Source organism: Pseudoflavonifractor sp. An85, assembly GCF_002161235.1.
Classification (GTDB): Bacteria; Bacillota; Clostridia; order Oscillospirales; family Oscillospiraceae; genus Enterenecus.
Window position 1 is genome coordinate 29,186 of record NZ_NFHE01000022.1, and the last position, 12,619, is coordinate 41,804.

General features: G+C 55.1%; 11 protein-coding genes. 6 read left to right on the forward strand and 5 right to left on the reverse strand.

Annotation, left to right across the window (positions count from 1 at the left end; translation table 11 throughout):
• Positions 1–19 precede the first annotated feature (19 nt).
• The 6 genes from B5G37_RS10465 (at position 20) to B5G37_RS10490 (ending at position 6,428) form a co-directional block, all read left to right on the forward strand.
• The gene (locus B5G37_RS10465; RefSeq protein WP_087257231.1) at positions 20–1,462 is read left to right on the forward strand and encodes a HAMP domain-containing sensor histidine kinase; all 1,443 of its coding nucleotides are present in this window, start codon (positions 20–22) and stop codon (positions 1,460–1,462) included.
• Positions 1,463–1,485: 23 nt separating this feature from the next.
• On the forward strand, positions 1,486–2,694 hold the full coding sequence (locus B5G37_RS10470) for a trypsin-like peptidase domain-containing protein (protein WP_087257233.1): 1,209 nt from the start codon (positions 1,486–1,488) through the stop codon (positions 2,692–2,694).
• A 17-nt stretch (positions 2,695–2,711) separates the two neighbouring features.
• Positions 2,712–3,707: a biotin--[acetyl-CoA-carboxylase] ligase gene (locus B5G37_RS10475; RefSeq protein ID WP_087257236.1), complete on the forward strand. Its 996-nt coding sequence runs from the start codon at positions 2,712–2,714 to the stop codon at positions 3,705–3,707.
• The gene (locus tag B5G37_RS10480) at positions 3,704–4,216 is read left to right on the forward strand and encodes a transcription repressor NadR (protein WP_087257238.1); all 513 of its coding nucleotides are present in this window, start codon (positions 3,704–3,706) and stop codon (positions 4,214–4,216) included. Before B5G37_RS10475 ends, B5G37_RS10480 begins: the two co-directional genes overlap by 4 nt.
• A gap of 119 nt (positions 4,217–4,335) precedes the next feature.
• Positions 4,336–5,037: a zinc metallopeptidase gene (locus tag B5G37_RS10485; RefSeq protein WP_087257242.1), complete on the forward strand. Its 702-nt coding sequence runs from the start codon at positions 4,336–4,338 to the stop codon at positions 5,035–5,037.
• A gap of 200 nt (positions 5,038–5,237) precedes the next feature.
• The gene (locus B5G37_RS10490; protein ID WP_087257245.1) at positions 5,238–6,428 is read left to right on the forward strand and encodes an iron-containing alcohol dehydrogenase; all 1,191 of its coding nucleotides are present in this window, start codon (positions 5,238–5,240) and stop codon (positions 6,426–6,428) included.
• Positions 6,429–6,592: 164 nt separating this feature from the next.
• Here the strand turns inward: B5G37_RS10490 and B5G37_RS10495 are convergent, their stop codons facing one another.
• From B5G37_RS10495 to B5G37_RS10510, 5 genes are all read right to left on the reverse strand, one after another.
• Positions 6,593–7,294 (reverse strand): response regulator transcription factor, encoded by a 702-nt coding sequence (locus B5G37_RS10495; RefSeq protein WP_087257247.1) that lies wholly within the window; start codon positions 7,292–7,294, stop codon positions 6,593–6,595.
• Positions 7,287–9,929, reverse strand: a complete 2,643-nt coding sequence (locus B5G37_RS10500; protein WP_087257249.1) for a sensor histidine kinase KdpD — start codon at positions 9,927–9,929, stop codon at positions 7,287–7,289. The genes B5G37_RS10495 and B5G37_RS10500 overlap by 8 nt, the downstream gene beginning before the upstream one ends.
• A gap of 74 nt (positions 9,930–10,003) precedes the next feature.
• Positions 10,004–10,126, reverse strand: a complete 123-nt coding sequence (locus tag B5G37_RS15875) for a hypothetical protein (protein ID WP_275532705.1) — start codon at positions 10,124–10,126, stop codon at positions 10,004–10,006.
• 45 nt (positions 10,127–10,171) lie between these two features.
• Positions 10,172–10,822 carry a TrkA family potassium uptake protein gene (locus tag B5G37_RS10505; protein WP_087233962.1) on the reverse strand — a complete coding sequence of 217 codons (651 nt, stop codon included), beginning with the start codon at positions 10,820–10,822 and terminating at the stop codon, positions 10,172–10,174.
• A gap of 18 nt (positions 10,823–10,840) precedes the next feature.
• Positions 10,841–12,175, reverse strand: coding sequence for a potassium transporter TrkG (locus B5G37_RS10510; protein ID WP_087257251.1), 1,335 nt, complete (start codon positions 12,173–12,175; stop codon positions 10,841–10,843).
• Positions 12,176–12,619: the final 444 nt, after the last annotated feature.

The following is a 12,619-nucleotide window of genomic DNA, read 5'->3' on the forward strand; positions in this document are numbered from 1 at the left end:
ATCAGGAGGTGTCTACCCGATGAAATCCATGTATGGACGGCAGTTTGCCACCATGGCTGGCATGGTGCTCTTGTCCTTTTTGATGCTGGGGGCGTCCTTTGCCGCCCTGAGCTACCAATACACCCTGCAAGAAAAGCAGGACACCCTGATGCGCAATGCCAAATACATTGCCGACTACACCTCATACGCGGCCAACAAGGCCGCCAGCACCACTGGCAACGGCAGCACCGTATGGACCACTACCGATTTCCAGCAGTATATTGCCACGGTGGCCCAGGTGGCCGACTCCCACATCATTGTGGCCACCAACGACGGTACCATCCTCTTTGCCACCGACGGACAGCGGGTGCTGTACAACATGACCTCCCAGAACATGCCTCGGGACATCGTCAACACCGTTATTCAAGACCAGGTCTATGAGGGAATGACCACCCTGGATGGACTCTATTCCAGTGCTCGGTTCATGGTAGGCCTGCCAATCGCCACGTCCAGCGGCTTCTTACAAGGTCTGGTGTTCTTCTCCACCAACACCTCGGACATCACCGCCATGTGGCGGGACCTGTCCGCCATCTTCATGGTGGTGGCCTGCGCCGTCATTCTCATCGCCGCCATCCTCAGTTCGGTGACCAGTATGCACCAATCCAAACCCATGAAGGAGATTGCCGCCGCCGCCCGCCAATTTGGTCTAGGCAAGCTGGATGTGCGGGTGGATGTGGGCAACCGTCGGGACGAGATCGGAGAACTGGCCGAAGCCTTCAACGCCATGGCGGAATCCCTGTCCAAAAGTGAACAGCGGCGCAGCGAGTTCATCGCCAACGTCTCCCACGAGCTGAAAACCCCCATGACCACCATCGCTGGCTTTGCCGACGGCATTTTGGACGGCACCATTCCCCCGGAGAAGGAGCGGGATTACCTGCGCATCATCTCCTCAGAGACCCGGCGTCTGTCCCGACTGGTGCGGTCCATGCTGGACCTGTCCCGGCTGCAATCGGATGAGCGAGCCGCCCAGCAGCAGTTTGACCTGGGCGAGACCATGCTGCGCACTCTGGTAAGTCTGGAGGGCAAAATCAATCAGAAACACCTGGAGGTGGACACCCAGGTTCCTGAGGAGCCCGTCATGGTGTGGGGCGACCAGGACGCCATCACCCAGGTGTGCTACAACCTGCTGGATAACGCCATCAAGTTCTCCCAGGAAGGCGGTACACTATCTCTATCCATCGTTCCCAAGGGCTCCAAGGCCAATGTGTCCATCAGCAACCAAGGCAAAACCATTCCCCCTGAGGAGCTGGACCTCATCTTCGACCGTTTCCATAAAGCGGACCACTCCCGCAGTGAAAACCGAGACGGCGTGGGCTTGGGCCTGTATATCGTGAAAACCATTCTCAACAGCCATCGCGAGACCATTTCCTGCACCAGCCAGGACGGTCTGACCACATTTAGCTTCAGCCTGCCCCGTGCGTGAGGCTGATCCAGGAGGCGTTTTTTGTGAACCATCTCTCTCACCGCTGGCCCCAGAGCGAGCCTCGGCCCATTGTCTACCGTTACACCCCAGCGGCCAAAACCCGGCACCCATTGCGGGTTCTGCTGTTCATACTCTTGGCCCTGGTGGCAGCTGCCGCCCTGATTTTCGGCGGATATTTGGGCATGCTCCAGCTGACCCGCTCTCTCGTGGGCTCCTCCGGGGGCAGCTTTGCTCCCCACCCCTCCTCTCCCACAGAGGTCAGCGCCAGTTGGGAGCCCTCTGACCTGCCATGGACCCAGCCGGATGAAAGCGTTTCCATTTCCGTGCAGGATCAGGGCACCGAGGTGCTGACCAGCAATCAGATTTACAGCCAGGTGCTCCCCTCGGTGGTATGCGTCACGGCCGACCAGGGCAACGGCTCGGCCAGCGTGGGCTCTGGGGTGGTTCTCACTTCCTCCGGCTACATCGTCACCAACTACCACATCATTGAAGGTGGCGTAGACCTGGAGATCTCCATGCTCTCCACCCAGGACAGCTACGACGCCCAGGTGGTGGGTTACGACGAGGAGCTGGATTTGGCGGTACTCAAAGTGGACGGGCAAAATCTCACTCCCGCCCAACTGGGCAACTCCGATCAGCTGTCGGTGGGCGACCCGGTGTACGCCATCGGCAATCCCATGGGCTACCTCCACGGCACCATGACCGAAGGTATCATCTCCTCCCCCACCCGCACCATCCAGGTGGACGGCAAGGACATGGATCTGCTCCAAACCAGCGCCGCCCTCAACTCCGGTAACTCCGGCGGCGCCCTCACCAACCAGTACGGCCAAGTGGTGGGCATTACCACCGCCAAAATCACCGGCATTGAAAACGACACCGTCATTGAGGGCCTGGGTCTGGTGATTCCCATTCGGGACGCCCTGCCCTTCCTCAACCAGATGATTCACACCGGTCAGAGCTTCCGTCCCTCCTTGGGCATTCTCTGTCAGGAGGCCAAGTTGGACGACAAGTCCGGTATCTACGTGGTGAGCACCACTCCCGACACCCCGGCGGCGGATGTGCTGCTGGAGGGGGATTTCATTCTCTCTGCCAACGGCGCTCCGGTCACCTCCCTCTACGCCCTCACTCGAGTGCTCAATGATACCGGTGTGGGCAACGCTGTGGAGTTGACCGTGCTGCGGGAGGGAGAAACCCAAACTGTCTCCATCACCCTGTACGACCGGATGGGATAACGCGAGGTGCAACGACCATGGATCAAAAGCAAATCATCGCCCTTCTCTCCAGCCGCTCCGGATACGTCTCCGGGCAGGAGATGAGCCAGACCCTGGGCGTAACCCGCGGGGCTGTGTGGAAGGAGATCACCGCTTTGCGGGAGCAGGGCTGGCCCATCACCTCCTCCACCCGCCTGGGCTACCGCCTGGAAGGTCCGCCTCCGGTGCTCTCTGCCTCTTACCTGGAGAGCCAGCTGGTGGACACCATATCCTCCGGCCATATCCATGTTTTTGACCGGGTGGACTCCACCAACACCCAACTGAAAGCCATGGCCGCCCAAGGCGCGCCCCATGGTACTGTGGTGGCCGCTCTGGAACAGACCGCCGGACGAGGCACCCGAGGCCGCACCTTTTCCTCTCCCCCCGGCGGGCTGTACCTGTCTCTGCTGCTGCGCCCGCAGGTGGAGCTGTCCCAGCTCTTTTCTCTCACAGGATGGGTCGCCGTGGCCGTGCGTCAGGCCATCGAAGATGCCTGCGGGGCCCCTGCCTCCATCAAGTGGCTCAACGACATTTACCTCCACGACCGGAAGCTGTGTGGCATCCTCACCGAGCTGTCCCTGCTGGGGGAGAGCAGCGAGCCGGACTACGTGGTGGTGGGGGTTGGCATCAACATGGTTCAAACTGCTCAGGCCTTCCAGGCTCTTGGCCTGGAGCACATTGCCACCTCTTTGGCTCTGGAGGGATACTCCGTGGAGCCCAACCACATGGCTCTCACCCTCATCCACGCCCTGCACGCCATGGCTCAGCAATTCCCCCAGCATCAGGAGGAATACTTGCAGGCCTACACCTCCCACTGTCTCACCCTGGGACAGCACGTGGAAGTGGAGGCGGGCAATCAGACCTATTCTGCCACCGCCCGGGCCGTACTCCCTGATTTTTCTCTGGAAGTGATGGATGGTCAGGGCATCGCCCACACGGTGTCCTCAGGCCGTGTCACTCCCCTTTATCTTCTGCACCAGGAGGGTCAACCATGAACAGCCAAGCGCGCCGTGAGCGCATTCTAGAACACCTATCCCAGGCCCAAGGCCCGCTGTCTGCCACCACTCTGGCCCACACCCTCCAGGTCAGCCGCCAGATCATTGTGGGAGACGTGGCCCTGTTGCGGGCCTCGGGGGCAAACATCATTGCCACTCCTCGGGGCTATGTGCTGGACGCCTCTACCCCCGGGCACCAATATACCGTGGCCTGCCGCCACTCGGCTCAGGAGATGGAGCAGGAGCTGAACCTGATGGTGGATCACGGTTGCACCGTGGAGTCGGTGGTGGTGGAACATCCGGTGTATGGCCAGCTGGTGGGCCAACTGAACCTGTCCTCCCGCTATGACGTGGCCCAGTTCGTGCAAAAGGCCCAGACCCACGACATGCGGCCCCTGTCTGACCTCACCGAAGGGATTCACCTGCACACCTTGCGGTGCAAAGAGGAACAGGCGTTCCAACAGCTGGTGGAAGCCCTGCGAAAAGCCGGATTTTTAGTGGAAGAATAAACCTATCCCCGAGGCAATCGCCTCGGGGATTTCTCTCGTAAATATGCCAAACAACGGTGGATTTGTTCATAATATTTGGGTACACTAAGGGATATCACAACACAGAAAGAGTGGCTACTATGTTTTTCGACGTGTATTATCTGGTTCTTGTGCTACCAGCGGTCATATTGGCCATGTGGGCCAGCAGCAGAGTCAACAGCACCTTCCGCAAGTATTCCCAGCAAGTTTCTCGCCGCCATCTCACCGGGGCAGATGCCGCCCGTATGGTTCTGGATGCCAATGGTCTCCACCACGTGCGCATCGAACGGGTTTCCGGCAATCTCACCGACCACTATGACCCTCGCACCAATGTCATCCGCCTGTCCGATTCCGTGTACGACAACGCCTCCACCGCCGCCATCGGTGTGGCCGCCCACGAGGCAGGCCATGCCATCCAGTATGCGGTGCACTACCTCCCCATCAAACTGCGGGCCGCCATCATCCCGGTGACCAACATTGGCTCCAAACTGGCCATGCCCTTGATCCTCATCGGCCTTCTGTTTGTCTCCGGTGACTTGGGCGTACAGCTGGCCTATGCTGGCATCGCCTGCTTTGGCCTGTCTACGGTGTTCCAGCTGCTGACCCTACCCACCGAGTTCAACGCCAGCCGCAGAGCCCTTGCCGCCCTGGAGCAAGGACATTTGCTGGATGGGGCCGAAATGGAAGGGGCCAGAAAGACCCTGTGGGCTGCGGCCATGACCTATGTGGCCGCTCTGGCCGTATCCCTGGCCCAGCTGCTGCGACTAGTGCTTCTGGTGGGTGGTCGACGCCGAAATGATTGATGTTGTCTGCCAGTACCCCCCACCTGCACTATCTGTACACCTTTCTTGGTAACAAACGCATCATCAGATATTGCAATGGCACTTTTCCCTTCCTTATCGCATTGATTGCAAAGATATTTGACAAAATAAAGCCATATTTGTATACTCGTTTTACTGTAATATAATCATGCATTCACAACACAAAAAACGGAGGGAATTCTATGCAAGCATTTGAGTTTTATTCTCCTACCAAAATTATTTTTGGTCCCAACACGGAGGCGCAGGTGGGGCAACAGGTTGCTGTTCATGGCGGCTCCCGCGTTATGGTGGTATACGGCGGAAACAGCGCAATCAAAAGCGGCTTGCTGGAACGGGTACTTCATTCCCTAGACGGTGCTGGGCTGATCTACCAATGCATCGGTGGTGTAAAGCCTAACCCCAGGCTCAGCCTTGCACGAGAGGGGCTGAAGCAGGCACTGGCCTTTGGCGCTGACTTTATCTTGGCCATCGGCGGTGGCAGCGTCATTGATACAGCAAAGGCCATCGCCGACGGCGCAGCCAATCCAGAATGTGATATCTGGGACGATTTCTGGCTGAAAAAAATCCCTCTCCCCGGCAGCCTGCCTGTGGGTGTTGTCCTGACTATTCCCGCAGCCGGCAGCGAGAGCAGTGACTCCGCCGTTCTCACCAACGATAAAACACATGAAAAGCGCGGTCTCAGTTCCCCCTTCCACCGTCCCCGGTTTGCCATCATGAACCCTGAATTGACGTTTACCCTCCCAAGCTATCAGGTCACCTGCGGTATTGTGGATATCATGATGCACACCATGGATCGCTATTTCAACCCCGTTACCACAAATGCACTGACTGACGAGATTGCCGAAGGTCTGTTGCGCAATACCATTTTTTATGGCCGCAGGGCCATGGAGCATCACGCAGATTATCAGGCTATGAGTGAACTCATGTGGGCCGGAAGTCTGTCCCATAACGGTCTGACCGGTCTTGGCAATCAGCCGGATTTTGCCCCTCACCAGTTGGGCCATGAGTTGAGCGCCATGTTTGATGTCGCCCACGGCGCCTCTCTGTCCGCTATTTGGGACAGCTGGGCCCGGTACTGTGCCAATACCAATCCCTCCCGTTTTGCACGATTCGCCGAAAACGTGTGGGAGCTTGATCCCGTGGGAAAAGATGCTAATGCTCTGGCCATGGAAGGCATTGAAGCAACTCGCCAATTTTTCCTCTCTCTGAATATGCCCACCTGTATGTCTCAGCTCAGCTGTGGCGTACAACCTGAATCGGTATTGAAAGATTTGGCTTTTCGCTGTACATATGGCAATACCCGTACCATTGGCAGTTTCCGAGTTTTGAATTATGCCGACATTCTGGCCATTTATCGTCTTGCCAACCACTAAAGGGTATGTTGCAAAAGAGGCAGAAGCTCCTCCACCCTACAGGCGACGATTCCCCAGCAGGCCCCAAATTCTTCCCAATAAAAACAACCGCCGATCCTGAACGATAGGCGGTTGTTTTTATACCTAGACTGCAAACGATGGACAACCGGACACGTCCGTACCATCTATTCCACTTTCATCATGCGATACCCCACGCCGATGTGGGTCTGAATGTATTGGGGGGAGCCAGGCTCTTTTTCCAACTTCTTTCGCAGCGTGGCCATAAACACCCGCAGCGAGGCCACGTCGTTGTCCCAGCTTCTCCCCCAAATCTGCTGGGTGATAAAGGTATGGGTCAACACCTTCCCCACATTTTTACACAGCAAACACAAGAGTTTGTACTCACTGGGGGTCAAATGCAGCTCCTGTCCCTCGAGAAATGCACAGCCCGCGGCATAGTCCACTTTCAACTTTCCGTTGGTGAACACCGCCTCGGTATTCATGCCGCCCAGCTGCAACGCAGCCAGCCGTCGCTGCGTCACCCGCAGTCGGGCCAGCAGTTCTTCCACCGAAAAAGGTTTGGTCAGGTAATCATCTGCACCCGCATCCAGGGCATCAATCTTATCGGTATCCTCACTGCGGGCGCTGATGACGATGATGGGCACGTTGGACCAGGTACGAATTCGGTGAATGACCTCTACCCCATCGATGTCGGGCAGGCCCAAATCCAACAGGATAATCTCAGGGTTGTGGGAGGATGCTTCCAAAATCGCCGCCTCTCCATTGGACGCGGTGAGAAAGCGGTAGTCATGGGCTCTCAATGTGGTGGTAATGAGGTTGCGCACCGGTGTATCGTCCTCCACCACCAGAATCAATGGTTTATTCATGTAGTTCTACCTCCCCGGCTGGTACCGAAAATGTAAAGATGGAGCCATGAGGCTTATGATCGCTCACGACGATTTCTCCTCCATGTGCATTCACGATGGATTTGCAAAGCGCCAGCCCCAATCCCATACTGCGGCGGCTGTCGGCAATCTGATTGGATGCGCTGTAAAACATATCAAAAATATGGGGCTTTGCCTGGTCGGAAATTCCTGGGCCATTGTCCGCCACCGAAATATAAATAAATTTTCCTTCTTGCTTCCACCCAATGTGGATGTCCGACCCAGGCGGGGTGTATTTCATGGCATTATCAATAATATTGATGAGGACTTGGACAATCAGCTTTGCATCCATCTGCGCCAGGAGATAATCGTCACTGCTTTGCACATGGAAATGGTATTCCACACGCTTCCGATTGGAATGCCGAAGCGCCTCCGTTACCACCTCGTCGATGAGCTCAGTGGTCATGTGCAGGTTCATCCGCCCCTGTTCCAGTCGGCTCACCGAGAGTAGATTTTCCACCAGATTGATCAGCCACATGGCATCATCATAGATATCGGCATACATCTGCTCCTTGGTCTTTGGGTCGAATAGGGCTCCATTGGAGAGCAGATTGCTGGCATTTCCGGAAATGGAGGTCAGCGGAGTACGTAAATCGTGAGAAATGGAGCGGAGCAGATTGGCTCGCAACTGCTCGTTCTTAGCCAACACCGCAGCAGCTTCTTTTTCCTCTACGTTTTTTTGGTTTTCTAAAGCCAGAGCACATTCTCCCAAAACTGAGAGGAGAATACTGGTTTCAAAGGAATCCAGCGGCTTATCTGAGGCGGCAATGCCTACCACTCCGTACACCCGCTCTCCTGTGCGGATGGTAAGATAGGTACACAAGGCATCGGGTAGCGTCTCTGTGCCGGCCCCCGCCCGCTTGTTGTTGGACAGCACCCACTGAACCACCTTCCGCTCCTTGGCGGTGGTGTAGCACTGTGGAGATGCAGTCGCCTCAACCAGAAAGATTTCCGGCTCCAGCAGCCCTTTCTCATCCATGGGATAGACCACAATATCCTTCTGAAAGATTTTCAATAACTGCTTAGCGGTCACAGAAATAATATCTTCTTGTGTGTGCGTTCGTTGCAGATTTTGGCTGGTCTCAAACAACAATTTGGTACGCCAAGCCACTTGAGCAGAGCGTTTGGCATGGGACTTTAGCTTGGATGCCAACGATCCGGTGAGTAGAGAGGCCAGAAACATCACAAGGAATGTGATGGGGTATTCGCTGTCGTAGGCTTGCAGGGTAAATCTGGGCACCGTGAAAAAGAAGTTGAAAGTCAATACACCGGCAATGGAGGCAACGAAGCTGCAAATGGAGCTTCTGGTGTAGACCGAGATCAACATGACCCCCAGAATGTACAGCGTAATGATATTGGACTCTGTAAAGCCGAAGTTATAAAACATAAGGCCCACAAGTGTAACAAGAATCAGAATCCCCGCACTTTTCAACAGATCCAACACGGATATGGACGGCATATGCATAACTTCCCGGTGTTTGGTTTCCAGCAGGTGGTTGGCCCCATTGTCCGGAATGATATGGATATCCAATTCTGGCGTCAATTCAATAAGCCGTTCCGTCAACGAAGCTTTTCTCAGCAACAGCCGATGGGGTATCCCACTGCGGCCCAGCACAATTTTCGTCACGCCAGACAGGCGGGAAAACTCCGCAATTTGATAGGCCACATCATCGCCGTACACCGTCTCGATGGAGGCTCCCAGTTGCTGTGCCAGACGCATATTGCCCTGAAGGCGCTGCTTATCCCGTGCATTCATCCACTGAAATGCCTTGGTCTCCACGAACAACGCGGTAAATCCACACCGAAACGCCCCTGCCATCCGGGCCGCTGTGCGTATGATTTTCTCGTTGGAGGGGGCGGAAGACAGACACACCAGAATGTGCTCATGGGTGCGATACTCCGTTTGCATCTTCTCCTGGGTGTACAGAGCCGCCCGATCCGCACAGCGGCGCAGCCCAACCTCTCGCAGAGCGCTCAGCTGTGACAAGGAATAGCCTTCCAGCAGCGCCTTCTTCTGTCCATCCACCAATCGCTGTCGCAGCCGCTGAGGCTCCAGGTCAATAAACTCTACCTGGTCTGCCCGGTCAAACACACGGTCTGGAATGCGCTCAGGCACCGAAGTGCCCAGGATGGAAAACACCGTGTCCTGAATGCTCTCAATATGGTGAATGTCCAAGGTCGTATAGACATCCATCCCCGCCTTCAGCAGCTCCTCAATGTCCTGATAGCGCTTCATGTGACGGCAGGTATCCCCATTCCAGTGAGACAGGTCATCGATCACGATCAGCTGAGGGTGCCGTTGAAGGCAGGCATCCAAGTCGATTTCATCAACCATGCATCCAGCCCTGTCCACTTTGTTACATGGCAACATCTCAAACTGCTCTGCCAATGCAGTGGTTTTGGGCCACTGCGTATCTGAGAGTATGCCAATGGCCACGTCCAGCCCTGCCTGTTTGGCCTCTCTGGCAGATTCCAGCATGGCATAACTTTTCCCAGCCCCGGAAAAGTAGCTGGCAAAAATCGTGAGTTTCCCCTGTTTTCTTCCGGTGGCCTGCCCCGCCGATGCAACCGCATCCATGGCATTCCCTCCTCTCAAACAGGTGTATTATAGCACAAATCCCTTGAGGTTGTGGGAAAAGTTGTGGAGGGCAGTTACTCCATGCGGTTGATCTTATCCTTACGGACTTTGTCCAGAAACTTGTACAATCCATCAATGGCAAAATACACACCCACACAAAAAAGAAGGATGACACCCAATAAAAGCAGTTCTTTCATCTTCTCCCCTCCTCTCGACCTATGGCTTTCTCTACATATCGCTCCTTAAATGTGAAAGCACTTCTGGATATCCCGCTGGGTTCCCAAAACCAAAATGGTACTGTTGACAGGCAGGCTGATATCCGGTGTGATGACGGTCATGGAGAACTTTCCATTTTGTTTGATGGCCATGATATTCACATGGTAGCGTTTTCTCACATCCAATTGGCCGATGGTCTTCCCCACCCAGCTATTGGGCACTTCCACTTCGAAAATAGCGTGGTCATCCCCCAGGGCGATGTAATCGGCAATGTGGTCGGAGGTATACCGGATGGCGGTCCAATTTGCCATCTGCTTCTCTGGATACACCACCTCATCGGCGCCATTGCGCAGCAAGAACTTGGCCTGAATGTCCCGGCCTGCTCGGGCCACCACTTTTTTCGCCCCCAGCTCCTTGAGCAGGGACGCCGTTTCCAGAGAGCTCTGGAAGTTGTCGCCGATGGCTACAATGCACAGGTCATAGTTTCGCACCCCAAGGGAGATCAGGAAGTCTTCGCTGGTGCTGTCTCCAATCTGGGCGTTGGTCACAAAGGGCAAAATCGCATTGACCCTTTCTTCGTCCTTATCCACCGCCATCACTTGCTGGTTCAGTTCGTTGAGCTTCATGGCAATGTGCCGTCCAAAACGGCCTAATCCAATTAACAAAACGGTTTTCATATGTTCTCCCTCATCTCTTTATCCTATGGTAATTCGTTCCTGGGGCAGCCGGGCCACGTTCCCCTGGGTCCGGGACAGGGCGGCGAAAATCAGGGTCAGTCCCCCTACCCGTCCAAAAAACATCAGCGCAATGAGAATCAGATGGGACACCCAGCTCAGTTGTGGCGTAATGCCCAAAGAGAGCCCCACCGTTCCAATGGCGGACGCTGTCTCAAACAGACAGGTGAGGATGGGCAAGCCCTCCATTCTGCTGATGATCAACCCTCCGGTCAAAAACAAGGTCAGGTACATCATCAAAATCGTTGACGCCTGCACCACGGTTTCCTGGGACACACGTCGGTTGAAAAAGTGGGGATTCTCCCTGCGCCGAAACACAGCAATGGCACCGGCCAACAATACCGCCAGGGTCGTGGTCTTCATGCCGCCTGCGGTGGACCCGGGGGAACCTCCGATCAGCATTAACATGGTAATCATGGACTGACCCGTCTCGCTCATGGCGGTCAGATCCGCGGTGTTGAATCCGGCGGTTCTGGGGGTGATGGCCTGGAACACCGACAAGAGCACCCGCTCGCCCAGCGGCTTTCCGGCAAATTCAAAGAAGAAAAAGTAAACGGTGGGGAGCAAAATCAGCATTCCGGTCACCGTCAAGATCACTTTGCTCTGCATCCGATACTTATGAACATGCCAGCGGTTGGTGCGGATGTCCTCCCACGTCAAAAAGCCGATGCCGCCCACCACAATCAGCAGGGCAATCACCAAGGACACCACTGGCTGGCCTGCATAGTCCACCAAAGAGGAAAACGGAGCCTTTACCCCCATCAGGTCAAATCCGGCATTGCAGAATGCCGAGATGGAGTGAAACAGGGCGTACCACGCCCCTTGGAGCAAGCCAAACTCCCGGCTGAACACCAAATACAACAGGGCAGCTCCCAAAAGCTCCACGGCAAACGCCGTCCGCAAGATAAATCCGGTCAGGCGGACAATACCGCCCACATTGGGCGCTGCAATGGCCTCCTGCATGGTGCTGCGCTGCATCAGGCCGATTTTTCGTCCAGAGAGAATGGCAAATGCCCCCGCCACGGTAACAACACCCAGCCCTCCAATTTGGATCAGCAGTATAATGATAAACTGCCCGAACTGGGACCAGTAGGTGGCAGTATCATGGATGACCAATCCCGTGACACACACCGCAGATGTGGAGGTAAACAGAGCGTCCAAAAACGGGGTCACCACCCCCTGTTGCGAGGAAATGGGAAGCATAAGAAGGAGGCTTCCCGCCAAAATCACCAGCAGAAAACCCAAAATGATAACCCGGAACGGGGACTTATTGTTTTTATGCAACCGCCGCCACATAAGTCTCCTCTCTTTCTTTGTCTTAATACGTCTTTATTTTTTCTTTATACTCTCATTATCCACATCCGGTCTAAAGAGAGTGTTAACATGTAAAGCCGTATATTAAGATGGTATAAAGATGTGCCGTTTCGGAGTGGCGGAAACTTGGGCTAGGGAGAATATGGTTCAACAGCCTAAAAGAAAAAGCCGGCCTCCAGAAGGAATACTTCTGGAGGCCGGCTTTTGGGCTGGTTGTGGCTGAACTGTGGTCACAGGACATATGAGGTCTGAAATTTCACTACCAAAAGCAAAGAAAAACCGCTGTTTTCTCTCGAAAACAGCGGTTTCAGCCTGTAGAAAAACCTGCTCCGGCAATTAAGCCAGAGCAGGTTTTTTGCTTGGAAACGAAAGCGGAAACGGAAAAAGCATCAAAACAGCAGCTACACTTTTCCCCCATCCTGTTTG

Excerpts from the sequence above, each read along its gene's own strand:
- B5G37_RS10465 (WP_087257231.1), top strand. The coding sequence starts at position 20 with ATGAAATCCATGTATGGACGGCAGTTTGCCACCATGGCTGGCATGGTG.
- B5G37_RS10475 (WP_087257236.1), top strand. The coding sequence starts at position 2,712 with ATGGATCAAAAGCAAATCATCGCCCTTCTCTCCAGCCGCTCCGGATAC.
- B5G37_RS10480 (WP_087257238.1), top strand. The coding sequence starts at position 3,704 with ATGAACAGCCAAGCGCGCCGTGAGCGCATTCTAGAACACCTATCCCAG.
- B5G37_RS10485 (WP_087257242.1), top strand. The coding sequence starts at position 4,336 with ATGTTTTTCGACGTGTATTATCTGGTTCTTGTGCTACCAGCGGTCATA.
- B5G37_RS10490 (WP_087257245.1), top strand. The coding sequence starts at position 5,238 with ATGCAAGCATTTGAGTTTTATTCTCCTACCAAAATTATTTTTGGTCCC.
- B5G37_RS10495 (WP_087257247.1), bottom strand. The coding sequence starts at position 7,294 with ATGAATAAACCATTGATTCTGGTGGTGGAGGACGATACACCGGTGCGC.
- B5G37_RS10500 (WP_087257249.1), bottom strand. The coding sequence starts at position 9,929 with ATGGATGCGGTTGCATCGGCGGGGCAGGCCACCGGAAGAAAACAGGGG.
- B5G37_RS15875 (WP_275532705.1), bottom strand. The coding sequence starts at position 10,126 with ATGAAAGAACTGCTTTTATTGGGTGTCATCCTTCTTTTTTGTGTGGGT.
- B5G37_RS10505 (WP_087233962.1), bottom strand. The coding sequence starts at position 10,822 with ATGAAAACCGTTTTGTTAATTGGATTAGGCCGTTTTGGACGGCACATT.
- B5G37_RS10510 (WP_087257251.1), bottom strand. The coding sequence starts at position 12,175 with ATGTGGCGGCGGTTGCATAAAAACAATAAGTCCCCGTTCCGGGTTATC.